Source organism: Anaerococcus jeddahensis, from assembly GCF_001182725.1.
GTDB lineage: Bacteria > Bacillota > Clostridia > Tissierellales > Peptoniphilaceae > Anaerococcus > Anaerococcus jeddahensis.
Genome location: NZ_CWHU01000004.1, coordinates 1 through 25,549 on the forward strand (window position 1 = coordinate 1; position 25,549 = coordinate 25,549).

The 25,549-nt window shown below is 31.7% G+C and carries 13 protein-coding genes; 5 read left to right on the top strand and 8 right to left on the bottom strand.

Features of this window, described 5'->3' with window-relative positions; all coding sequences use genetic code 11:
• The 3 genes from BN2087_RS01320 to uvrB all read right to left on the bottom strand — a co-directional run.
• Positions 1-5,539, bottom strand: a 5,539-nt coding sequence (locus tag BN2087_RS01320; RefSeq protein WP_053094088.1) for a MiiA motif-containing surface protein, incomplete at its 3' end; no start/stop codon positions are given.
• 610 nt (positions 5,540-6,149) lie between these two features.
• Positions 6,150-8,963, bottom strand: a complete 2,814-nt coding sequence (gene uvrA / locus BN2087_RS01325; RefSeq protein ID WP_049690104.1) for an excinuclease ABC subunit UvrA — start codon at positions 8,961-8,963, stop codon at positions 6,150-6,152.
• Positions 8,964-9,545: 582 nt separating this feature from the next.
• A complete protein-coding gene (gene uvrB / locus BN2087_RS01330; protein ID WP_049690105.1) occupies positions 9,546-11,525 on the bottom strand; it encodes an excinuclease ABC subunit UvrB in 1,980 nt (659 codons plus the stop codon).
• Positions 11,526-11,906: 381 nt separating this feature from the next.
• Here uvrB and BN2087_RS01335 point away from each other — a divergent pair, with 381 nt between their 5' ends.
• On the top strand, positions 11,907-13,769 hold the full coding sequence (locus tag BN2087_RS01335; RefSeq protein ID WP_245190765.1) for an HAD-IC family P-type ATPase: 1,863 nt from the start codon (positions 11,907-11,909) through the stop codon (positions 13,767-13,769).
• 30 nt (positions 13,770-13,799) lie between these two features.
• On the opposite strand, the gene BN2087_RS01340 is transcribed toward BN2087_RS01335, so the two are convergent.
• Positions 13,800-14,564 carry a hypothetical protein gene (locus BN2087_RS01340; RefSeq protein WP_049690107.1) on the bottom strand — a complete coding sequence of 255 codons (765 nt, stop codon included), beginning with the start codon at positions 14,562-14,564 and terminating at the stop codon, positions 13,800-13,802.
• Positions 14,565-14,672: 108 nt separating this feature from the next.
• On the opposite strand from BN2087_RS01340, the gene BN2087_RS01345 reads away from it, so the two are divergent.
• Positions 14,673-14,948, top strand: coding sequence for a GNAT family N-acetyltransferase (locus BN2087_RS01345; RefSeq protein WP_049690108.1), 276 nt, complete (start codon positions 14,673-14,675; stop codon positions 14,946-14,948).
• A 322-nt stretch (positions 14,949-15,270) separates the two neighbouring features.
• Here the strand turns inward: BN2087_RS01345 and BN2087_RS01350 are convergent, their stop codons facing one another.
• Complete coding sequence (locus tag BN2087_RS01350) at positions 15,271-16,401, bottom strand: MFS transporter (RefSeq protein ID WP_049690109.1); 1,131 nt, start codon at positions 16,399-16,401, stop codon at positions 15,271-15,273.
• Complete coding sequence (locus BN2087_RS01355) at positions 16,398-16,994, bottom strand: HD domain-containing protein (protein ID WP_049690110.1); 597 nt, start codon at positions 16,992-16,994, stop codon at positions 16,398-16,400. The genes BN2087_RS01350 and BN2087_RS01355 overlap by 4 nt, the downstream gene beginning before the upstream one ends.
• Positions 16,995-17,073: 79 nt before the next feature.
• On the opposite strand from BN2087_RS01355, the gene glsA reads away from it, so the two are divergent.
• Positions 17,074-18,003 carry a glutaminase A gene (glsA, locus tag BN2087_RS01360; RefSeq protein ID WP_049690111.1) on the top strand — a complete coding sequence of 310 codons (930 nt, stop codon included), beginning with the start codon at positions 17,074-17,076 and terminating at the stop codon, positions 18,001-18,003.
• Between the two features lie 816 nt (positions 18,004-18,819).
• Here the strand turns inward: glsA and BN2087_RS01365 are convergent.
• Positions 18,820-20,883 (bottom strand): glutamine synthetase III domain-containing protein, encoded by a 2,064-nt coding sequence (locus BN2087_RS01365; protein ID WP_049690112.1) that lies wholly within the window; start codon positions 20,881-20,883, stop codon positions 18,820-18,822.
• Positions 20,884-21,057: 174 nt separating this feature from the next.
• On the opposite strand from BN2087_RS01365, the gene BN2087_RS01370 reads away from it, so the two are divergent.
• The gene (locus tag BN2087_RS01370) at positions 21,058-22,107 is read left to right on the top strand and encodes a C40 family peptidase (protein WP_049690113.1); all 1,050 of its coding nucleotides are present in this window, start codon (positions 21,058-21,060) and stop codon (positions 22,105-22,107) included.
• A 300-nt stretch (positions 22,108-22,407) separates the two neighbouring features.
• Positions 22,408-23,679, top strand: a complete 1,272-nt coding sequence (locus BN2087_RS01375) for a Glu/Leu/Phe/Val family dehydrogenase (RefSeq protein ID WP_049690114.1) — start codon at positions 22,408-22,410, stop codon at positions 23,677-23,679.
• An 886-nt stretch (positions 23,680-24,565) separates the two neighbouring features.
• Here BN2087_RS01375 and BN2087_RS01380 read toward each other — a convergent pair.
• On the bottom strand, positions 24,566-25,549 hold the full coding sequence (locus tag BN2087_RS01380; protein WP_049690115.1) for a DUF1002 domain-containing protein: 984 nt from the start codon (positions 25,547-25,549) through the stop codon (positions 24,566-24,568).

Sequence of the window (25,549 nt, forward strand, 5' to 3'; positions counted from 1 at the left end):
TTTGATCTGCTGTCGTAGGAGTTTTTGCTTCTACTAAGTCACTACCTTTGATTGTATCTGTTGATTTATCTGGGTATGTGATTGTTGCTGTTCCGTCCTTACCAACTTCTACTGTTGTTCCTGCTGGCAATTTATCTTTGTTTGCATCTTCGATTGCTTTCTTAACTGCTGCTTTTTCATCATCTGTTAAGTTAGTCTTGTCTGCAACTGGTGTCTTAGCTGGAACTACTGGTTCAGTTTTATCTGCTGTTGTAGGAGTTTTTGCTGTTCCTGCAGTTGATGCATTACCTGCTTCATCTTTTGCTTTTGCACTTACTTCTGTACCGTCTTTAACTTTGTCTGCTGGAATTGTTACTACGCCAGATGCTGGATCTATTTTTAGACCGCTATCTGCTGGTAGTGACCAATTGCCATAGTCATCTTTTGTTGCTTTAACTGTGACTGGTGTGTCTGATCCTTCTGGTGTATATGTTATATCCATTGACTTAACATCTACATCCTTAGGTGGTGTTACTGTTACGCTGCCATCGTCTTTTGCTTCTACTGTTGGTGCAGCTGGTGCTGTTTTGTCTTTAGTATTATTTTTTACAACTGTATTTTTAGCTGGTATTGTTGCTGGACTTCTACCATCTGATGTTGGATAAGTTACTGTTACTGTACCATCATTTCCTACAACAACAGTAGTACCCTCTGGTAGATTTGGGTTAGCTTTTCTAACTGCTCTTTCAACATCGGCTTTTTCGTTTTCAGTAAGTTTAGCCGGATTGGCAACCTCAGTTATTTCAGGGTATTTTAATTTTTCAACAACATTATCTTTTTGTGCAAGTGCATATTTCTTGTCACCTCTTGTAATAACTGCAGAACCATCATCATTAATTACTACTTCTTCTTTTGTTAGTTTAAGGTCTGGGTTAGCATCAATTATCGCTTGTTCAACCGCTTCTTGTTCTGGTTCTGTAAGCTTATTAATGTCAGCAACTTCTGTCTTCTTAGGTTCCTTAACATCAAGTAGTTTGGCGTCTTTCTTAACAGTATCTGCTGGTGCAAATTCTTTTGAAGATTTGCCTCTTGTTACCGTTGCCTTACCGTTTTCATCTACTGTGATTTCATTATCTTGTAAGTCGTAGTCTTTGTTGGCAGCCTTGATAGCATCTTTAACTGCTTGTTTTTCATTTTCTGTTAGATTTTTATCATTTGCTACAGGCGTTACTGTCGGTTTCTTTAATTTTGACAAGTCTTTTTCTTTAACTGTCTTTGAAGCAGGAATTTCTCCTGTCTTTCCATCACTGGTCTTAACACTAACGTTACCTTTAGAGTCTACTGTGATGTCATTTTCAGTCAAGCCACTATTCTTTGCAATAACAGCTTTCTTTACTGCATCTTTTTCTTCTTCAGTAAGATTGTTAATGTCCTTAACTTCAGTTACATCAGGATCAACTAATGTTAAAACTGAGTCCTTAGCCTTAACGGTCTTATCAGCAGGAATAGTTCCTACTTTACCGTCTTGGTTGATTTTTACAGTACCGTCATCTGCAACTGTAATGTCATCATCTGTAAAGTTTCTGTCCGGGTTGGCTTTTTTAACAGCGTCTTTAACTGCTTGTTTTTCCTTAGGTGTTAATGTGCTTGTATTATCAACAAGAACCGGTTCTTTTGGTGGGTTGAAGTTGTTTTGAACTTCTTTTTGTTCTACAGTTTCTTCCGGCTTAAACTCTTTGGTCTTGCCATCTTTACTTACGATGGCTTTACCGTCGTTTTCAACCTTGATATCTGCTGCTGTTAATTTTGCATCTGGGTTTGCTTTTATAATAGCTGCAATTACAGCATCCTTTTCTCCTGATGTTAATGCGTTTAAATCTCCTACTGGAGTTTTTTTAGGATTTTTTAAAGTAAGTTCTGCGTCAGCCTTCTTTTCCCAAACTGCATATACAGTTTTTGCTGCTGTTACATTATTTAAGATGTTAGCATCAGCTTCTGTTGCATCTTTGCTTGCTGCCCAGCCCTTGAAAGTATAGCCTTCTCTTGTTGGATCAGCTGGTTTTGTAACACTACCACTTTCGGCTTCAACTGTCGTTGTGTCCTTGCCATCGGCAAACTTACCTTCGTTCGCATCAAAGGTAACCGCTACATCTTCTGAATAAATAGCATAGACAACCAAATGTTTTGTTACAGGTGTTTCGTTAGTAAAGATTTGATCTTTGCTTAACTTGCCAAAGGCATCAGCTGTAACAACCGCATTGTCGCCTAGTACTTTCTTACCTGCTTCAGTAACCCAACCCAAGAAGTTCTTTCCTGCTAGTGTTGGTGCACCTGGGAATTTATCGCCAGTATTTGCCTCTACATTTGCACCTTCAAAACCGTTAGCTTTGTAGCCTTCTTGGCCGTAGAACTTAACGTTATCTGGTGCTATTTTAACAACTCTATCAACTTGTTTGCCGCCTTCTGTTAATTTACCGGTATTTGCATCAAATAATACTCTTGCTCTAACTCTTGTTTCATATAGGTCAGATGGAAGTGATGAACCGTCTGATGCTGTTGAAACAAACTTCATATCCTTCAATAACGTAAGTGGTTTAGGTGTTTTATCTTCTGAATGATAAAGGAGCATCTCTCTTAAGTTTACTGTATACTCATAAGCTCTATATTCTTTGTTATCTCCTTCAAATTGAGCATCAAAGATATCAGACTTAGGAATAGTAATCTTCTTACTATTATCAGTTTTTATTTCGCCCTTATCAGTATATTCATCTGCAGCAGCTTCAACTTTTGCGTAAAGTTTGCCAACTCTTCCTTCTTCATAAAGAGTTCTTACTTTACCGCCGTCATACTTTGTATAACCAACGAAGCTTGTAGTGTCTTTCATAAAGTTTTCATTAGTTCCAGTAAATGCTCTTGGATCCTTGTAGAAGTCATCTGTTCCTTCTGCATAATCATTTGTAAATATCAATTGATATGGAGTGTAAAGTGACTTATTGATAGATAGGATTGATGAAGTATCTGTGTGGTCAACCCAAGTCATATCATTGTATACACTTACCTTGTTAACTTTAGAATATCTAAAGTAAGAAGTTTTATCTTCTAATTTATTACCTTTTTCATCATAAGCATCTACAAATATATCTTTTCCTTTTTCTAGCTTTGTAGTATCTATATAGAAGTTACCACCTGTAGAAGTTGAAGATCTATTTGGTATACCTGTTAAAACTTTGTCACTGTCATTATATTTCCATAGTCCACCTGCAAGATTTGGCTTAGTGAAAACTAATTCTTTTTCTTCAGTTTGACCTTTTAGAGTATATCTTAATTTAAATGTTGCTCCACCAGGAAGGTCTGTGTAAAGGTGCATATTGATATTTCTATCTTTTTGCAATCTTAGTTGGGCAGATCCCTTGTTATAGTCTGTGCCGTCATTGGCTTCTAAGAAGTTGACCGTATCTGGGTGGTCTCCTACATAAGGTACAAGTATTCTTATCTTTTGTCCTTTTTCAATAGTAGCACCTTCTCTAAGTGTAAATTTATATACACCTTTAGCAAATTCATCGATTTGGTCGATGCCATTTTTGCCAGTAACGTAGCCATTGTAGTAACCTTGCGGTTTTCTATAGATAGCTCTTGTTTCGTCACCAATTTGAACCATGATTTGGTTGCTTGCAGGTTTTGTTCCTACGTCAATTAGGTAGGATTCTCCTTCAGGTACTCTATAGTCGTTTTCATATTCTTTTTCAAAAACTGTCCAACCGTTAATGTTTGGATTCATCCAACCGGACATCATTGAGTAGTCTAGTTTGTTTGTGCCAACAAAGTTATCTGCAAATTTAGTCTTGTCTACTAGATAATCAATAGCAGTGAAATAAAAACCTTGAAGCATTGTATATTGGTCATGCTTAGAAATTTCTACTTTATTAACGCCATCTTTTTGGAAGGCCTTAGGTGCTAGTACAACATAGGCTAGCTTGCCATCCTTTGAGTAGTTAATGTCAGTCTTTTTAATTTTCACCTTGTTGGCAAATTTTGATACGGTCCTATCTTCATTTAATAGGTTTGTATAGGCAATAGTACCATCAGCTTCTTCTTTTAAGAAAGGTACAAGTTTCGCGTCAAAGACTTGAACGAAGGCAATAGGTTCTCCGCCTACTGTAGGCGAATCTGCAGTACCTTTTCTTTGCCCCTTATATTGAGTTCTGATTATACCAATATTAGTTGTATCAGCATACTCGTCCGGGTTAGCTATATACTCAGACATAAAGAATTCTTGATTCGTCGCATTTTCACTGTCACTTTGTTGGCCGCCCTTTACGAAAAGTGAGTCAACCTTGTCGCTAAGTGAAACTGAGGTAGATTTCGTATAAGATGAATAGTCCATTGAAGACTTGCCCGGTGCGTAGGCGTATATCTTAGTCGCATCGTCACCATTAGTGATACGCATTTGAACGATATAGTTCCTATCTCCTAGGTCCTTTGTTCTTAAACCTTCATTTAATACTAAGTTTATAGGTAGATTCTTTCTTTGGTTCGTTCTGTCCCCGGTAGCTCTACCAATATCCAGCAGTCTTTCTTTTCTGTCGTTAAATGGTTTTAAATCATACTTTGTTTCACCATCTCTACCTACAACATAGGACTTGTCATAGTCAACGTATTGGTCAAGCTCTCCAAAGTTGAACAATGCTCTGTACCAAACGCCGGAAGTAGCAGCTGCCTTTTCCCTGTATATAAGTCTAAGTACAGTTCTACCATTGGCATCAATAAATGCTCCGTCGTAGTTTACATCGTTCATTTCTAGTGGGTCTGATGTGGATACCCTCACAAGTCTTTGTTTGTCGCCTATAGGCCAACGAGACTTATCTTTGATTTTATTTTCCCAGTTGGCCTTGTTGTAATAAGTCGCAGATGAAATTGCATCAACCCCTTCATTAGGAGCAGTCACTCCTGTCTTTTCTTCTTCTGGAGAAACTTCTAATGAATTTTCAGTATTTTTTTCTTCAGTTTTTTCTACTGGATTTACATTTACTTTTATTTCAACTTCTTTTGTTGATCCATCAGAAAATGTAATTGTTGCTTTTACAGCTTTTTCTCCAGCTTCTTTTGTATCTGCTGGTGTTGTTACATCAAGTTTTGCATCTTGTGGAAGATTTGTTATTGCTTTTTTATAATCTTCTACATTTTTTCCTTGATCTACTGTAATAGTTTGTAGGTTAGCTTTAAATGTATCAGCTTGTTTTGTTTCTACTTTTTTTTCTACAGCTGGTGTAGTTTCTGTAGGATTTTCTACAGGCGTTGCTGTTTCTTCTTTTGGTGTTTCAGCAGGTTTTGTTTCATCTACAACAGGAGTTTCTGGAATGTTTTTTTCAGAAGCTGCTGCTTCTGGACTTTCTTTTAACTCTATTGCTTTTGATGAGCATGGTGCGATTATTAGTGAAAACCCTAACATACATGATACTAAACCAATTGATAGTTTTCTTGTGCCATATTTAGGAGTTTTCTCTTCGCTTAACTCTTTTTTCTTTTCGATGATTTCTATCATCTTCTTCGAATTTTTCATAACTTTCCTTTCTTATACCATTATCAAGGTAAGATTATAATTTTTTAGTTGCATACAACAATTTACTTTTATAAATATTTAGTATTTTATTATTTGTTTTTATAAGATACTAAATATTTTAAAAAGCTCGTATTAATTTTAAAAAAAATTAAATTTTTACACTTCCATTATATCATCTTTCTTCAAAAAGTCTACATATTTTATAAATATTCATAAAAACCTATTTAATATTTTTAGTGCTTTTTTAAGTCATTTGATAAATATTATTAAAATAATTTATATGAATTGGGAAATTAAATTTTTTTAAGATTTTTAAGAATTTTTATTCAAAATTTATTTTAAATTTTTAGATTATTTTTTGTAAATTTTACAAATAATTTAAAAAGACCACCTTTGGTGATCTCAGACTGTTGACAAACTAATTTTTTTCCCATTTCGAGCGAACGTAGTGAGTCGAGAAATCTCATGAGATCTCTCCATGCGTTCGTTTCACTCACTTAGTCGAGATGGTACGTCGCTTAATATTTATTTTAAAATAAAATATTAGCTAAATTTATACTTTGTCTACGCTCTGAGACCACCCTTGGGTGATCTTTGTTTTATAATTTTTTTAAAGAATATTTTTAAGAAATTGTCCTGTGTATGATTTTTTGCATTTTGCTATTTCTTCTGGAGTCCCTGTTACTAAAAGTTCTCCGCCTCCGTCGCCTCCTTCTGGTCCTAGGTCTATTATGTGGTCGGCGACTTTTATTACGTCAAGGTTGTGTTCGATTACTACTACTGTGTTATTTTGATCAACTAATCTATTTAAAACCTCTATTAATTTATGAACATCTGCCATATGAAGTCCTGTGGTTGGTTCGTCCAAAATGTATAGGGTTTGTCCTGTAGACCTTTTTGCAAGCTCGCTTGCAAGTTTTACTCTTTGGGCTTCTCCTCCAGAAAGTTCTGTTGATGGTTGGCCGATTTTTATATAGCCGAGTCCAACGTCATAAAGAGTTTGTAATTTTCTTATTATTGATGGATGATTTTCGAAAAATTTTAAGGCTTCTTCTACTGTCATGTCCAAAACTTCTGATATATTTTTTCCCTTGTATTTTACTTCTAGGGTTTCTCTGTTATATCTTTGTCCGTGACAAACTTCGCATGGAACGTAGACATCTGGCAAGAACATCATGTCAACTTTTATTGTTCCATCGCCCTTACAAGCCTCACACCTTCCTCCTTTTACATTGAAAGAAAATCTTCCCTTATCAAAGCCTTTCATTTTTGCTTCTGTTGTCATTGCAAAAACGTCCCTGATATTGTCAAATAATTTTGTGTAGGTTGCTGGATTTGATCTTGGGGTTCTTCCTATTGGGGATTGGTCGATGGAAATTATTTTGTCAATTTGTTCAACGCCTTCGACTGAATCGTGTTTTCCCGGGTGAGTTTTGGATTTGTTTAATTTTTTGGTGACTGCCTTGTACAAAATTTCATTTACCAAGGAAGATTTTCCCGATCCTGACACTCCTGTTACTGCTGTGAAGGTTGATAGAGGAAATTTTACGTCTATTCCTTTTAAATTATTTTGTCTGGCGTTTTTTACTTCTATATATTTGTCCCATGTTCTTCTTTCTTTTGGAACTGGAATTTTTTCTTTTCCTGAAAGGTAGGCTCCTGTAATTGATTTTTTGCATTTTTTTATATCAGAAAGTGATCCTTTTGCTACAATTTCTCCTCCGTGAACTCCTGCTTTTGGTCCAATATCTACAAGAAAATCTGCAGCTTTCATGGTATCTTCGTCGTGTTCTACAATTATTAGTGTATTTCCTATATCGGTTAAATTTCTCAAGGATTTTATTAATTTATTGTTATCTCTTTGGTGAAGTCCAATTGATGGCTCATCCAAAACATAGCAAACTCCAACAAGTCCCGATCCGATTTGGGTTGCAAGTCTTATTCTTTGGCTTTCTCCTCCTGAAAGGGTTGATGCTGCTCTTGAAAGAGAAAGATAACCAAGTCCTACGTCTTGTAAAAATTTGATTCTTGCCTTTATTTCTTTTATTATTAATTCGGCAATTTTTTCTTTCATTGGTGAAAGTTTTAAATTATCAAAAAATTCTATGCTTTTATCAACTGACATATCTGCAATTTCTGAAATTGATTTACCGTCAACTTTTATGGCAAGAATTTCATCTTTTAGTCTTTGGCCGTGACAAGTTTTACATTCTTCCTCGCTCATAAAGCCTCTCATTCTTTTCTTTTGAGCGTCGGAATTTGTTCTTTCGTACCTGTCGGATAAATTTTTTATTGCTCCTTCAAAATGGCCTGTATAATTTTTTCTTCCTGAAAAATGGCTATCGAAAGTAAAGGAAACTTTCTTTTTTGTTCCGTACAAAATTTCATCAATCATTTTTTTTGGAGCATTTTTTATAGGCTCATCAAGGGAAAATTTGTGATTTTTGGCAATAGCCTTAATCATTTCGTTGTAATAAGTTCCCTTTCCACTTGTAGCATATGGGTCGATTGCTCCTTCATTTATGGAAAGATTTTTGTCGGGAATTACAAGATCAGGGTCAATTTGCAAATGAAATCCTAGCCCGTTACATTCTGGGCACATACCTTGGGGAGCGTTGAAGGAGAACATATTTGGTGTGATTTCTGGAAGGGAAATGTGGCCTTCTGGGCAGGCAAGTTTTGATGAAAGGATAAAATCTTCTCCGTCCAAAACATTTATTTCTACAAGTCCGTCGGTAAGTTCAAGGGCCGTTTCCAAGGAATCGGAAAGTCTTGAATTTATTCCTTCTTTTATTACAATCCTATCTACAATTATTGAAATATCGTGTTTTTTGGTTTTTGAAAGTTCGATTTCTTCTTCAAGATCATATCTTTCGCCGTCAATCATCACTCTGACGTAGCCCATTTTTTGGATATTTTCGAGTTTCTTTTTGTGTTGTCCTTTTTTTTCTCTTACTACTGGGGCAAGGATTTGAATTCTTGTTTTATTTTCAAGTTTTAAAATCCTATCGACCATTTGGTCAATGGATTGGGCCTCGATTTTTTTGCCACAAACTGGGCAATAGGCATCTCCAATTCTTGCAAACAAAAGCCTATAATAGTCATAAATTTCTGTTACGGTTGCGACTGTTGATCTTGGGTTTCTGTTGGTTGTTTTTTGGTCGATTGAAATTGATGGGGAAAGTCCCTCGATTGAATCGACATCTGCCTTGTCCAAGTTTCCCAAAAATTGTCTGGCATAGGATGATAAACTTTCCACATATCTTCTTTGACCTTCGGCATAAATTGTGTCAAAAGCCAAGGTGGACTTTCCCGATCCGGAAAGTCCAGTAAATACAATCATTTTATCTCGAGGAATGGTCAGATCAATATTTTTTAAATTATTGGTCCTCGCCCCCTTTATTACTATTTTATTTTCACTCATTTATACCTCCGCATATTGTCTTTGCATTTTTTTATTGATTTGCTTAAATTTCTAAAAGTCTAGAAAAAGTAAATTATATGATAAGTTTAATTCATGAGATCTCTCGACTTCGCTCGAGATGGGTGTAGCATAGTTTTTCCCTGTACTTGAGATAAGTTTTTGCTTAATTTTCCATTTAATCAAAGTAAATTATAATGATAAGTTTAATTCACGAGATCTCTCCACTCGCTCGTACTAAAACACGTTTGCTTTGCAAACTCAGACTGTTAACAAACTCAATTTTCACCCATTTCGAGCGAACGTAGTGAGTCGAGAAATCTCATGAGATCTCTCCATGCGTTCGTTTCACTCACTTAGTCGAGATGGGTTTTAGCGTAATTTTATTTTTAAAACGTTAATGAATTATTAAACTGACTTTTTCTACGCTCTGCGTTTGCTTTGCATATTTCTTCGTGTTCTCACACTTTGTTTTAGAAATTATTGGCTAATCAAGGCACAATAATCTAGTAGAGATGGCGCATGGTTTAATTCTTATTTCTATAAATATATTACTAAATTCAACTTTTTAAATTTCTTTGAATTTTATACCCCAGCAAATTCTCTTTTCATTTTTGCTATTTGGTCACGAATTTCTGCTGCTCTTTCGAAGTCTAGCTCTTCTGCAGCCTTATACATTTCTGTTTCTAAATTAATTATAATATTTTCAACTTGCTCGTGTGAGAATTCTTCTTTTACTTCTTCTATTTCATTTGTTGATTTTGTTACTTGGATTATTTCAGCAATATTTTTCTTTATTGTTGTTGGGGTTATGCCGTGTTTTTCGTTAAATTCTGTTTGGATTTTTCTTCTTCTTTCGGTTTCATCAATGGCTTTTTTCATTGATCTTGTAATTTTATCTGCATACATTATTACTCGACCTTCTGAATTTCTCGCTGCCCTTCCTATAGTTTGGATAAGGGAGGTTTCACTTCTTAAAAATCCTTCCTTGTCTGCATCCAAAATTGCAATCAAAGAAACTTCTGGTAAATCTAGTCCTTCACGAAGAAGGTTTATTCCTACCAAAACATCAAATTTTCCAAGTCTTAAATCCCTAATTATTTCACTTCGCTCGATTGTTTTTATGTCTGAGTGAAGATATTTTACCTTGATTCCATTTTCTGATAAGTAATCGGTCAAGTCTTCTGCCATTCTTTTTGTAAGAGTTGTAACAAGAACCCTTTCTTTTTTCTCAATAGTTTGGTGGATATTTTCTATCAAATCATCAATTTGATTTTCAACTGGTTTTACTTCAATTATTGGATCTAAAAGTCCAGTTGGTCTTATGATTTGTTCAATAACTTTTCCACCAGTTTTTTCCATTTCATAAGGGCCAGGAGTTGCTGAAACATAAACTGTTTGATTGATTAATTTTTCAAATTCAGGAAATTTTAGAGGCCTATTGTCAAGGGCTGATGGAAGTCTAAAGCCAAAATCTACAAGATTTTGCTTTCTTGACCTATCGCCTTCATACATTCCTCCAACTTGGGGAATTGAAACGTGAGATTCATCAACAAAAAGCACAAAATCGTCTGGAAAATAATCTATTAATGTATAAGGTCTTGAGCCTGGTTCTCTTTGGGATAAGTGTCTTGAATAATTTTCTATTCCTGAACAAAATCCAATTTCTTCTAGCATTTCTATATCATAATTTGTCCTTTGTTCAAGCCTTTGAGCCTCGACCAATTTATTTTGATTTTCAAGCTCAGCTAATCTTTCTTTTAATTCTTCTTTTATTGTTGTGATAGCGGCTGCAGCTTTTTCTGCACTTGTTGCATAGTGACTTGCAGGATAAATATAGCCGTGGGATATGTGGCTTATAACTTTTCCTGTTAATGAATCAAATTCTGAAATCCTATCAATTTCATCTCCAAAAAATTCTACCCTAATTGCTTTTTCCTCATTTCCTGCTGGGAAAATATCTAGGACATCTCCCCTTTTTCTAAAAGTTCCTCGTGAAAAATCAAAATCATTTCTTACAAATTGTCTTTCGATTAATTCTTTCATAACTTCTTCTGGGGAAATTTCTTGGCCTGGTCTTAGTGATAAAACTAATTTTCTATATTCTTCAGGATCTCCCAAGCCATAAATACAAGAAACACTCGCCACAATTATTACATCTCGTCTTTCAAAAAGACTCATAGTTGCAGAGTGTCTTAATTTATCAATTTCATCATTGATTGAAGAATCTTTTGCTATATATGTGTCGGTTGCCGCAACATAGGCTTCTGGTTGGTAATAATCATAATAAGAAACGAAATATTCAACGGCATTTTCTGGGAAAAATTCTTTAAATTCTGTAAATAATTGGTAGGCTAGTGTTTTGTTGTGGGCAAGAACAAGAGTTGGTCTTTGGACATCTTGAATTATATTTGCCATGGTAAAAGTTTTACCAGATCCTGTAACTCCTTGGAGGATTTGGTGGTGCTTTCCTTTTTTTATTCCTTCGGCAAGTTCTTTAATTGCCTCCGGTTGGTCTCCTTTTGGAGTGTAGTCTGATTTTAAAATAAATTTATTTTCTTTCATTAAACACTTCCTTTATGTAAATCTTAATTTATTAATATTCGCTTTAAAAAAATCTAATTTTAGTCTTTTCCAATATACACTTATAGGATTTAAATTCAACTTATTTACTCGGGATTAAAAGCTTTAAATCTTGCCACAAATTCCCCTTTCTGCTATAATTTTTTGTGAATATAAAAGAAAATAATTAATTTTTAAAATATTTTTAATTTTGGAGAAAATTATAAATAAATACATTTGAGAAAAATATACAATAAAAAGATATCGCGAGATCTCTCCACGCACTCGTTTCGCTCCTTTGGTCGAGATGGGTTGATGGGTGTTTTTAATTAAAGTTTTTCAATTGGAATTTAAAGGCTTAAATTATAGAATGATTTTAAATTTATGAAAGGTATATATATGGAAATTTTTAGAAATATGAAAAAAGAGAGAAAAAAGGATCTGATAAGTTTAATATTTTATGCAATTTTACTTGTCATAGTCACTTATTTTTACAAGCAAGGTGGGAGGAAATTTTTTATAATTATAAGCTATCTTGCCATGTATTTAATTATTGGAGATGATATTTTTATAAAAGCTATTGAAGCTTTTTCTAAAAAAAATTTAAAAGATGAAAGTTTCCTTATTACACTTTCTAGCTTCCTTACATTTTTTATAGGATTTTTCCTTGAAGCTTGTTTAATAGTGCTTATTTTTAATTTTGCTAAATTTTTTAAAAAACTTGCCTTGGACAAGGAGGGGGAAAATTTCAAAAATATTTCTAATATTTTCCCAAAAAATGTAAATAAAATTTCATCAAATGGAAAAATTGTAAAAATTTCCACAAAAAATATAAAAAAAGGCGATATTCTTCTTGCAAAAGAAGGTGAAAAAATCCCAGTTTATGGAATAGTAATCTCAGGCGAAGGGCTTTTGGATACTTCGACTTTAAACGGAGAAAATCTTCCGATTGAAGTTAAAGAAAATTGCCAAGTCTTTTCTACTTCTGTTTTAAAAACTGGACAAATAAGATATGAGGCAAAAGAAGTTTTTGAAAATTCTTTGGCTTTTGAAATTATGGATTTGATAAAAAAATCTTGCCAAACAAAAACTGAAAGTGAAATGATAATTAGAAATTTTACTAAGATTTTTACACCAATGATTTTTGCCCTTGCAATTTTTCTTGCAGTAGTTCCTGCAGTTTTGGGAGCAAATCTTGGTAAATTCGTACAAAAATCAATTAGTTTTATGATTTTAGCAAGTCCTACAAGTATTATTTTGGGGACTTCTCTTCCATATATTTTTGGACTAATCCTTTCAAAGAAAAATAAAATTCTTGTCAAAGACAAAAAAACTTTTGAAAAAATAATCGATAGCCACTATTTTTACACAAATATGACCAATACCATGACTCTTGGTGAATTCAAGGTCAAGGATATAATTTATTATGGAAATTATAACAAAAATTTGATTTTGGATTATCTTTATAATTTGGAAAAATTATCAAAAAGTCCCATTGGAAAATCTATTGTAAGTAAGCTTAAAAGAAGAGATAATCCTTCATATTTTTTGGCAAAAGAGATTGTAAATGACCTTGATATTTGGGCAAAAACTTATGATAATGAAGAAATAAAAATTGGTAGAAAAGAATTTGTAAATGTAAGTGATGATTCTTTTGACAAGGCAATTTATATGAGCTTAAATGACAATTTGGTTTGTAAAATTGTTTTGGAAGATTACTTAAAAGATGACGTAAAAGAAAGCATAGATTATTTGAAAAATCAATTTTCTGATATAGCAATTCTTTCTTCAAACGATGAAATGGAAGTTAAAAATCTTGCAAAAGAGCTTGAAATTTCCTATGGCTTTGGACTTAGTCCAAAGGAAAAATTAAATATAATTTTAAATGAGGAAAAAAATGGTCATAAGGTCGTTTTTGTTGGAGATGATAAGCTTGATAAAAATGCTTTAAAAGCTTCTAATGTTGGAATAAGTTTGGTAAAAAAAGATTGCAATTTTAATTTTAAAAATTTGGATGTAATAATTTTTGATAGAGCCTTTGGAAAAACAAAAGATTTGGTAAAAATTTCAAAAATTATTGATAAAAAAGCGAAAAAAAATCTAGCAATTATTATGATAACAAAAATTATTCTTATGATTTTAAGTCTTCTTGGATTTGGCCCAATTTGGCTTTCAATTGTGGGCGATGTTGGAATTTTGATCTTTACCATTATTTCATCAGTAAATATTTTAAAGAAAAAAATATAGCAGGAAAATTAAAACTTCCTGCTAATTTTTTTATACATTTCTAGTTATAGTAAAATCATCTTCATTTTCTATAATTTTATTTTCTCCTTCAATATCACCCGTTAAATTTAAATAATTATCTGCAAGCCTTGCTGCTATAATTGGAGAAATCAGAATAAAATATATACCCAAAATTCCAGCTCCTACTATAGTAATTCCTATGCCCATTTGAACGCTATCTGCTCCAACGATTATTCCAATAATTATTCCAAAAATAAGAATAAGAGGTAAAACTATATACAACAAATATAATAAGATAGTTTTTCCAAATAATTTTCCACCAATTGAAAATACACTTTTAAAAGCATCCGGAATTGATTGGTCTTTATTTCTAGGATCTGAAACTATATGATTTGCGTAGGCTGTAAAAATCGCAAAAATTGCAGTAAGAATTGTTCCAAGTAAACCTGCAGATAAAATTCCTGCTGGATTATCTTTTACAGCTGCAAATCCAGCTCCTCCTCCAAATGCCACAGTTAATAAAACTGTTATTGCTATAAGCAATAAATTTACAATAATCGCTTTTTTATCTAGTCTTCCAATTTGATTTAAATAATCTCCAAGCCTTCCCTTTCTGTTATTAATTAGGCCTGAAGCAATAACAAATGATCCTAGCCAAGTTATAATTGAACTGATAATAGAAAAAATTGTGCTTTCATTAGCCTTCTCTCCAAAAGCCATATAAATACCAAAGCTAACTATTGCAATTATAATTTCAACTAGAATAATTGATCCGTAACTATATTCTCTTTTCATAATATTCCTTTCTATTTTTAATAAATTTCCATCTTCTAGAAATATTTATACCCAGATTTTTTTCTATAAATAAAAATTATGGGTATAAGCAAAAAAAGAGGTGATAAAATGGAATACAAAATTAATGAAGATGAAAAACAAATACAAGTTTTTGATGGAGATAAAAAAATTGGTTTTATAAGTCTAGTAAATAAGGGATATTTGATAGATGCCCCTCACACAGAAGTTGACAAAGAATATGGTGGTCAAGGAATAGCAGGAAAATTGGTTGACAAATTGGTGGAATACGCAAGAGAAAATAAGAAAAAAATAATTCCAACCTGCCCTTATATCAAAAATAAATTTGAAAAAGATGAAAAATACAAGGATGTTTATTTTAAATAAATAATTTGAATTAAAAAAATCTCTAGATTGACTTTCGAGAAATCAAAGCGTAGACAAAGTCAGTTTAGTAATTCATTGTTAATTTAAAAATAAAATTACGCTGCAACCCATCTCGACTAGATAAATATGCCTTGATTTGGCATATTTATCCCTAAAACTAAATGCGAAAGCATGAAGAAGTTTGCAAAGCAAACGTGTTTTAATGTGAGTGAAACGAACGCATGGAGAGATTCCATGAGATTTCTCCGCTCGTTACACTCGGTCGAAATGGGAAATTTTTTAGTTTGTCAGCAGTCTGATCTCTCGATTTAGTTTCGAGAGATTATTTTTTTCTTCTTCTATAAAATATTCCTATAATAATTAAATAAATTATGACAAATCCAATAAAGCCCTTTGAAATAGAATTTGTATTAAGAATTTTATCCATAATTTTCATAAAAATTGGAGCTATAAATACTCCTGTATTACAACCTATAAAAATTAAATTTGTGGCAATTCTTGAGCTGTGTCCTTTTACATATTTGGGAACTTCTGCAAAAATATATGGCATGCACATGGATTGACCAAAAGTCAAAAGCAAAATGCAAAGTAAAAATCCTATTAGATTTTTGTCAAAATTAATTATCAAAAAATTTGCCAAAACAAAAAATCCAAGTCCAAAAAACATGGTCTTATTTTTTAATTTTCTATTTATTGGGGTAAATAAAAAAGCTGAAATCATTCCAACAATTGGAACAAAATTTAAATAAAAACTTATATTTACATCCATTCCACGACTTAGGCTTGCCACAAAGGGAAATCTCATTGTCATGGCACTTGCATTTAATAGGACGATCATTGCAAAAATTATAAAAAGAAAAATATTTGAGTTAAAATTAATTTTTGTCTCATCCTTTCTTATTTTCACATCTTCTACATTAAATTTAAAAAATACCAAAATCAAAAAAGCAGACGTATAAAGTAAAAATGTATAAATATAATTAATTTTTACAAGAATTCCTGCAAGAGAAAATAGTATTATTTGTCCAATAAATTCCGCTGCATTTCTTAGACCATGAAGTTTGGTTCTTTCTTTGTCATCGTGATAAATAAGATTTATATAATTTGCCGAATGCCCATTAAACATTCCAAGACCTGCACCTAGGATAAATCTTGAAATAATTATTCCAGGATAAGTTTCAAAAATTACAGGAATAAGCCCGCTAATTCCAACAAGGCCAAGGCCCAAAAGAATAGTTTTTTTAAGGCCTAGCCAAAGAGCAATATATTCTGCCAAGAATATAAAAATCATTACAGTAAAGCTTGAAAGGGTAATTATAAACTCAGCCTCATTTCTTGTAAGATTGAAAGCTTCTTGAATATAGACCAAACTTCCAGAAATTATGCTGTTACTTGTTAAAATCAAAGAAATTGATAAAATGGCAATTTTTTCTCTTAATGAATTTTCTTTCATTGGCGCTCCACATATTTATCAAATAAAGTTTGTGAAAAATCGATTAAATCGTGAGAAAAATCATTTCTCAAATATTTTTCATTCAAATCTCCAAGCCTAACCCTATCAAGGGCGTCGGCGTCTTTGAAAAGTCCTGACAAATATTTTGCCCTTGAAGTATTTTTTACAAAAAATTCATTTATAGTTTGATCCATAATCTTGTCAGGTCTTGAATGAACTGCAAGAACTGCTTGGAGAATATTTTTATCATTTTCCTTTATTTTTGCATAATCTATTGAATATAAAGCTGCCCTATAACCGTGTTCAGTATCGTAGGAATCATCAACTCTTTTTGTATCGTGAAGGGCTGCCGCATATCTTAAAATATTTGTATCGTCTTCATTTAATTTATAATAAAAAGCCAAAAGCATAGAAAGTAAAATCACCCTTTCAATATGACCTTGACCGTGAATGTGACTTTGGTAAAGAATTTTTGTATTCAAATTTTCATAAGTATCTAGCAAAATTTCATAATAAGAAGAATTTTTAAAATTTTTAAAAAAATCATAATCATCTAGCCACTTATCTTCATTTAAAATTTTCAAAATAAGCATAAATTACTCCTTTTTTTCTACTTAATTATTATTATATCAAATTGGGTAAATATTTTATATAAATAAGTAGGTGATAAAAATGTTTATGAAAAGAGAAGATATTGAAAAAAGAATACTAGAATGTATAGAAAAATCAAAAAAATACAAGGAAGTTGGAGAAGTTGCATCCTACATACCAGAACTTTCAAATGTAGATAAAGATGCCTTTGCCCTATCAATTGTCACAACAAGTGGAGATATTTATAATTTTGGAGAAAGTGAAAAAATATTTTCCGTTCAATCAATTTCAAAAATTTTTACCTTGATTATGGCATTAAAAGACAACACAATCGAGGAAGTTTTTTCAAAAGTTGGAACAGAACCAACTAAATACGAATTTAATTCCCTAATTCCAATCGAACAAAGAGCTGCAAATCCCTTTATAAATGCAGGCGCAATTACAACTACCTCAATGATTTTTGGAAAAAACAAGGAAGAAAAATTTGAAAGAGTAATAGAATTAATAGACGAAATGAGCCAAGGCGGGAATTTTTCATTTATGGAAGATATTTATAAATCAGAAATTTCAACCACAGATAGAAACAGAGCCATTGCCTATTATTTAAAAAGCAAAAATATTTTCGACCAAAACGCTGATGAAGTTTTGGATTTATATGTAAGAATTTGTGCAATAGGAGCAAACGTAGAAACTCTAGCAAGATTTGGGGCAGTCCTAGCAAACGAAGGCTTTGATATAGATTCCTCAAATTTAATAATTCCACAAAACATAGTACAAATGACAATAGCCCAAATGGCATCATGCGGAATGTATGAAACGAGTGGAGAATATTTAATGAAAGTAGGCATCCCATCAAAATCCGGAGTAGGCGGAGGAATTTTAGGAGTAGTCCCAAATAAATGCGGCATATGCGTATATTCTCCAAGACTAGATAAATCAGGAAACTCAGTCGTTGGGAAAAATTTATTAAAAATTTTATCAGCAGACTTAGGGCTTAATATATTTCTGTAGAAATATGAAAAGGACTTTTTTGTTTTTATTAAAAACAAAAATTTTATATAAAATTAAAACTCCGTAGACTTAGGGCGGAAGGAACAGGGGACTTCCGATTGTCCCCTTTTTCCTTCCCCCTAAGAACCCCCATCTTTATAACCCCTTAACCGGCCCTTGCAGGGGGCAAAATTTAGAAAGAAACTAAAGTTTCTTTCGATTTTTAAATTGATTATTCGAATTTAATAAAGATAAATACCCAAAATAAATAAATTCTAAGTTCATTAATAGAGAAAAAATAACTCACTTTCGTTCAAACAATTTTTTCTCTAATAATGAACTTGAATTTATAATTATTTTTAAATAACAATCAAACTATAAAAACTTGAAAGAAGCGAAGCTTCTTACAAGAAAAGCTCCATGCAATGGTCGGTTGCAGGGGGGGCAAAAAAGTGGGGGTCGTTAGGGGGAGGAAAAAGGGGGAGAATCGAAACTCCCCCATTTCCTCCCCCTAACACAACGAAGAGTTAATTTTATAAAGTAATATGCTTTAATGTAAAACAAAAATATATAACAAAATTTTCAAACTGTCGACAAACTAAAATTTACCCTTTTCCACCGAGTGCAACATCCAGAGAAATTTCATGAGATCTCTCCACTCCTTTCAGTCGGTCGAGATGGGTTAAATCTTTCTTAATTTTAAATTACTAATAATTTATTACATATATTTTATCTAGTAAATAACAAAATTTTAAAAATAATTATTTTATTCAATAAAGAAGTAAATTTATATAACAAAAAAAGAAGCTTTTTCAAGCTTCTAAATTTTTTAAAAATTTATAAAGATTTCAACATATCCACATATCTAGGCATTGAATAATTTTCTCTGGAAATTTCTTTTTCTAGCTTATCTGAAACTTCTCTTATTTCTTCTGTAATTTTTCTTGTTTTTTCTTGGAGATAGATTGTTTTTTCTTCTATTTCTTTTATATTTTCAAAATCCATTAAAATTTCTTTAATTTTATCCCCATATTCTAAAAGTGTTTTTACATTTTCATTTATTCTTTTTGCTTTTTCTTCTAATTTTTCATTTTCTAAAAAAGCTAGATATGATTTTATTTCTTTTATTTCTTTCATGGCTGATGGAAGGATTTCTTGGTAGATTAAATTTGATAAAATTTCAAGCTCTTGTTGGCAAAATTTTATTATTTCTTCAAATTCTACATTTATTATTGAATCTATTTCTTTTTGGTTAAAAATTTCTTCTTCCTTGTAAATATCGTAGGAAGAATTTTTTTTGGCGAAAAGTAAAGCATCTAGGAAGGTTTTGTGGTTTTGAAGTCCTCTTTTTTCTGCTTCTTTTATCCATTCTTTTGAATAGCCATCGCCTTGGAATAAAATTTCCCCATTTTCCTTGTAAGTTTCTTTTACAATTTCATATACTTCAGACTTTAATTCTTCATCAGTTTTTCCTTCAAGTCTTTGTCCAAATTCTTTTAAAACTTTTGCCATAGCAAGATTTATAAGAGTATTTAAATCTGCAGCTGATTTTGACGAGCCAAGCATCCTAAATTCAAATTTATTTCCAGTAAAGGCGATTGGTGAAGTCCTGTTTCTGTCTGATGAATCCGTTTCTATTTCTCCAAGATGGGGAATTTTCACCTTGTTATTTATGTCTTTAATCTTTTCATCGTTTGCAATTGATTTTAAAATATTTTCCAAATCTTTTCCAATAAAAACTGAAATAATTGATGGTGGTGCCTCATTTCCCCCAAGTCTATAATCGTTTGAAACTGAAGATGATGAAAGTCTAATTTGGTTTTGATAAAGATTACAAACTTTAATCATTGCTGATAAAAATAGCAAAAATAAATGATTATTTTTGGGATCATTTCCTGGTGAAAAACAATTTTTACCATAATTTGTTGCAAGGGAATAATTATTGTGTTTTCCACTTCCTGCCATATTTTTGAAAGGTTTTTCTTTTAAAAGACAAGCTAAATTGTGTTTTATGGCAGTTTTTTCCAAAATGTGCATCAATAATTGGTTGTTATCAACTGAAATATTAGAGTTTTCAAACATAATTGCAATTTCAAATTGGTTTGGACCAACTTCATTGTGCTCAGCTTCCATGTATATTCCCAAATCGCATAATTGTTCGTTCACATCTTCAAAAAAATCATTAACTCTTTGAGGAATTGCGCCAAGATAGTGGGAAATTATTTCTTTTTCAACCATTGAGTCACTTCCAACAAGACTCATTCCACAATATTCAAGATCAATTCTTTTATCATAAAATTCTTTATCAATTAGATAAAATTCTTGCTCAAGACCGACCTTGGCCTTAACCCTATAAGTTTTTTGCTCTTTCAAAAACATATTACAAATTGGACTTGCAGCCTTAGAAAGCCTATTCATTGATTCAATTAAGGGCAATTTTTTATCAAGTTTTTCCCCATAAAATGAAACAAAAACTGAAGGAATATATAAAACCTTATCTTCAATAAAAGAATTTGCAGTCAAATCCCAATATGTATAACCACGAGCTTCAAAAGTTGATCTCATTCCTCCAGAAGGAAATGATGAAGCATCTGGCTCTCCTTTTATAAGTTCTTTTCCAGAAAATCTGTTGATGGGATTGTGCTTGTCATCTCTATTTAAAAATGCTGTTTTTTTGTTGGCAGTTTTCCCATTTAGTGGTTGAAACCAGTGAGTGTAGGAAGTTGCTCCTTTTGAAAGCGCCCAAATTTTCATAGCGTGAGCAATTGAATCAGCGGTTTCCCTGTCTAGAATATCATTATTTCTTGCAGCTTCCTTCCATTTTAAATAAACAGGATAGGGAACATTTTCTTTCATTGTTTTTTTATCAAAAGCCAAATTTCCAAATTTTTTTAGATTCATAATTTCACCTTTCTTGAAATTTTAAAAATTTTTCAAATTAATTATATCACAATTATTTTCTTTTAATTTTAAAAAACAATTTTTATTTACATTTAAAGTTTAATTAATTGACAGCAAATCAATATAATGATAAATTAACAGTAGTTGAAATTTAAATAATTTGAGGATGGGAAAATGAGAAAAAACAAAAAAATAATTTTATTTATATCAACAATAATGCTTGCGCAATTATTTACTCCAAAAAAATCTAACGCCAAGGCCTTGTTAATAAATTATGATTTAACCGAAGGGGTTAATGTAACTGACAAAGTTAGCGGCGAAGAAGGAATGAAATTTGTTGGAGGAATTGATTATCCTGATATTTATCATATAAAGGGCGAAAAAAGTAATTGTTTTGAAATTGATTTCAAAGGAAAAACTGCATACACAGAAAAAGCTTGGTACCATGTTCTTGATGATATAAAAGCAATCAAAGACGGAAAAATTTACGAAAAAGCTGACGAAAATTCCAAAGAAATTTCAAATTTTAAAGACAAAGAAAAAGTAGACTTGGTTAATTTTGATGCAAATACAAATTTTGTAAAAGTAAAAAAAGAAGGCAAAACAGGTTTTGCAAAAATTGATTCTTTTGATATATCTAAAAAAGATCAAAAGGACTTGGATAAATTAAAAGATAAATACAAAAAAATCTACGATTCTGTAAAAAGATATATGGATTATTTGGATAGAAATAATTTGAGCTTGTACCCAGTCGATGAAAAAGAAAAGGCTGAAGAAAATGATATTGTTAGACAATATTTAGAAGATGAGCCAGAAGAAAATACTGAAGAAGTTCAATATGTTTATTATACAGTTTCTGGCGATGATATTGGTTCACAAGCTTACAATTTTGCAACAAATTTCATAGGAAATCCATATGTTTGGGGTGGAACAAGCCTTACAAATGGAGTTGATTGTTCTGGATTTACTCAACAAGTTTACGGAAAATTTGGAATTGGCCTTCCTCACTTTGCCCAAAGCCAAGCAGATTATGGAAAAACTATAAATCTTGGTGAAGAAAAAGCTGGCGATTTAGTATTTTTTGGAACTAGCCTTTCAAACATTACCCACGTGGCAATTGCTGACGGCCAAGGTGGCATAGTTCACGCAGCAAATCCAAGAGATGGAATAATAACATCAGGAATTGGTAATCCTATAATAATAAAAAGATTACTTGAAGAATAAAATACACCTTTCGAGGTGTCAGAGCGTAGACAAAGTCAGCTTAATAACTCAATAATGATTTAAAAATAAAATTACGCTAAAACCCATCTCGACTAAGTAAGTGAAACGAACGCACGGAGAGATCTCTGAGATTTCTCGACTTACTTCGTTCGCTCGAAATGGGGAAAATTTTAGTTTGTCAACAGTATAAATACACCTTTCGAGGTGTATTTTTTTATTGTGCGATAAAAAAAATGGTGCTATAATAAATTAAAAGATTAAATTTTATAGAAATAAATTAGTAAATATAAGGAGTTAAAAATGACAGATACATTAAATCCGTTAGAATCTGCGCAATTACAAATAAAAAAAGCTTGCGAGAAATTAAATTTAAATCCAGGAGTTTATGAAATTTTAAAAGAGCCTCAAAGGGTTATTGAAATTTCGATACCAGTAAAAATGGATGATGGTTCTTTGAAAGTTTTTAAAGGATATAGGTCGGCTCACAACCATGCACTAGGTCCTTCAAAAGGCGGAGTAAGATTTCATCAAAATGTAAATTTAGAAGAAGTTAAGGCTCTTTCAACTTGGATGAGTTTAAAAGCAGGACTTTTGGCTCTTCCTTATGGCGGAGGAAAAGGCGGAATAGCTGTTGATCCAAAAAAATTATCAGAAAGAGAAATAGAATCTTTATCTCGTGGTTATATCAGAGGGCTTTATAAATATTTGGGAGAAAGAATTGACATCCCTGCTCCTGATGTAAATACAAATGGACAAATCATGTCTTATTTTGTGGACGAATATATAAAATTAAATGGCGACAGAGAAGATTTGGGAACTTTTACTGGAAAGCCATTAATTCTTGGAGGAAGTCTCGGACGAAACGAAGCTACAGGATATGGAGTTGTAATTTCTACAAAATATGTAGCAAAAAAACATGGAATTGATTTGAAAAATGCAGAAATTGGTCTTCAAGGTTTTGGAAATGTTGGAAGTTTTACCTTAAAATATTTACAAGATGAAGGAGCGAAAGTTAAATATCTTTCAATAAGAGATGAAAGTGAAGAATGCGGACGCTCTGCCCTATATTCTGAAGATGGATTTGATTATGAATCTTTGCAAAAATATAGGGATGAAAACAAAAGTCTTGTTGGCTATCCAAAGGCAAAGAAAATTTCCGACCAAGAATTTTGGACACATAAATTCGATATTTTAATACCAGCAGCTCTTGAAAATATAATTACAGAAAAAATCGCCAAAAATTTAGATGTAAAATTAATAGCAGAAGGAGCAAATGGTCCAACAACACCAGAAGCTGATGAAATATTAAAAGAAAAAAATGTAGAAATAATTCCAGATATCTTGGCAAATTCCGGTGGAGTTTTGGTTTCATATTATGAATGGGTTCAAAATCAATACGGATCTTATTGGACAAAAAAAGAAGTCCAAGAAAAACAAGAAAAAGATATGCTAAAGGCAATTGAAGGAATTTTTGCAATAAAAGACCAATACAAAACTGACGTAAGAGAAGCAGCCTATATGTTTGCAATAAAAAGAATAGCAGAAGCAATGAAGCTTCGTGGTTGGTATTAAAAATAATAAATTTTTCATTTTCAAATTTGACTTTTTTAATTTTTGACTTAAACTTTAGTTTAAAAATAAATAAAAAAAATTACCCATCTCGAGCAGATAAATGTACCTTGATTTGGTACATTTATCCCTGAAATTAGTGCGAAAGCACGGTAAAGTTTGCAAAGCAAACGAATTTCAGTAGTCGAGAGATCTATTGGTTTAGTTTATCATAAAATTTACTTACTCTTTGAGATCTCTCCACTCCCTACAGTCGGTCGAGATGGGTTTTTGTTGCATTTTTTTATTCTTAAAGATTTTATTATTAATCAAATTTTTTCTTATATTTTATTCAAATTTTGACCTTTATTTTGATTCTTTTAAAGATTTAAATTTAAATTTTTAATTTTTAACTTAAACTTTAGCTTAAATATAAATAAAAAAATTAAACCATCTCGAGCGAATGGAATGAGTCGAGAGATCTCTTTTGTCTATTTTATCTTAAAAATTTACTTATTATTTGAGATCTCTCCACGCAGTCGCACAGCTCCTTTGGTCGAGATGGGTTAATGTTAGAGTTTTTTAATTGCTGAAGTTTTTATTTTTTTATTTCTGTAATTTACATAATGTTATGTGCTTGTATATGATATATGATTTTAAATTTTGATTTTATGTATTTTTATATTCAAATTTATTTTTTAATCTCAAACTTAAAAATTCATCTTAAACTTTAGCTTAAATATAAATAAAAAAATTAAACCATCTCGAGCGAATGGAATGAGTCGAGAGATCTATTGGTTTTGTTTATTTTATAAACTTATTTATACTTTGAGATCTCACTTTGTTTTATTGTAAATATTCAAATTCAAGAAATATTTACCTGGTCGAGATGGGTTTTTTTGTTTTTTATTTAATTATTTGAACTATCATTACTTGAATTTGATGTAAATGAACTGAATAAGTCTTTGAAAAATTGTACTATTTTATCCCAAAGACCTGATTCTTTTATATCATTTCCTACCTTGTCTATGTCTTCTTTGTTATCTTGATAGAATTTTTTTCCTTTTTCTGTAGCTATTCCTGCGAATTTTTTTAGGTTTTCTTCTACATTTTTGCTGTCAATTGCTGGACTTTCTTGGTATTTTTCAAAATAATTTACTAGAATTTGTATATTATTATTTGATAAAATATCTCCCATATTTACATCTTTCAAAGCATCTTGAATGAAAATTTGTATTTGTCCGCTATCTGCTGTTTGGCCGTTTTTGTCTTTGTAGTCTTTTAAATTTTGTTTTACTTCAGCAACTGCTTGGTCTAATTTGTCCTTGTCGAATGATCCGTTATTTTCATTTTCATCACTTATTTTCTTTAGTGTTCCAAGTTCTTCTTGAGCTGTTTGGGTGCTTTCTGTGTCTACTTTTTCTCCAGACATTTCCAAAGCTTTATATACTCCTACAAGAGCAGATTCTCCAGTAACTTGAGTTGGACTTGCTACTTTTATTTCTGCATCAGAAATTCCTGATGTAATTGCTGCGTTTGTGTATTGACTTTGGGTAATTGATGTAATATTTTCTGGTGTCAAAATTTCAACCTTAATTCCACTTCCTTTTGGTAGTTTTTTTACGGAAACTGATGAAATCATATTATAATCATCTGCCCTGTAGCCTAAATATTTTTCACAATCAGATCCATTTACACTTTCCATGTTTATATCATCTGAAAGGCCTAATTTATTTTTTACATTTTCTATTTGATTTTGATTTAATCCTGCGCCATACATATATGACTCTTTGCTTGAATCAAAATTTCCTACTGCCTTTGAAATTGATGGAACAATCAAAACTAAGGCAAAAATTAAAATTTTTGATAATTTATTTTTAAATATCTTTTTCAT

Bases quoted from the DNA above. Each gene is read 5' to 3' on its own strand.
- BN2087_RS01375 (WP_049690114.1), top strand. From the start codon at position 22,408: ATGACAGATACATTAAATCCGTTAGAATCTGCGCAATTACAAATAAAA.
- BN2087_RS01355 (WP_049690110.1), bottom strand. From the start codon at position 16,994: ATGCTTATTTTGAAAATTTTAAATGAAGATAAGTGGCTAGATGATTAT.
- BN2087_RS01345 (WP_049690108.1), top strand. From the start codon at position 14,673: ATGGAATACAAAATTAATGAAGATGAAAAACAAATACAAGTTTTTGAT.
- BN2087_RS01370 (WP_049690113.1), top strand. From the start codon at position 21,058: ATGAGAAAAAACAAAAAAATAATTTTATTTATATCAACAATAATGCTT.
- BN2087_RS01380 (WP_049690115.1), bottom strand. From the start codon at position 25,549: ATGAAAAAGATATTTAAAAATAAATTATCAAAAATTTTAATTTTTGCC.
- glsA (WP_049690111.1), top strand. From the start codon at position 17,074: ATGTTTATGAAAAGAGAAGATATTGAAAAAAGAATACTAGAATGTATA.
- BN2087_RS01340 (WP_049690107.1), bottom strand. From the start codon at position 14,564: ATGAAAAGAGAATATAGTTACGGATCAATTATTCTAGTTGAAATTATA.
- BN2087_RS01335 (WP_245190765.1), top strand. From the start codon at position 11,907: ATGAAAGGTATATATATGGAAATTTTTAGAAATATGAAAAAAGAGAGA.
- uvrB (WP_049690105.1), bottom strand. From the start codon at position 11,525: ATGAAAGAAAATAAATTTATTTTAAAATCAGACTACACTCCAAAAGGA.
- BN2087_RS01350 (WP_049690109.1), bottom strand. From the start codon at position 16,401: ATGAAAGAAAATTCATTAAGAGAAAAAATTGCCATTTTATCAATTTCT.
- BN2087_RS01365 (WP_049690112.1), bottom strand. From the start codon at position 20,883: ATGAATCTAAAAAAATTTGGAAATTTGGCTTTTGATAAAAAAACAATG.
- uvrA (WP_049690104.1), bottom strand. From the start codon at position 8,963: ATGAGTGAAAATAAAATAGTAATAAAGGGGGCGAGGACCAATAATTTA.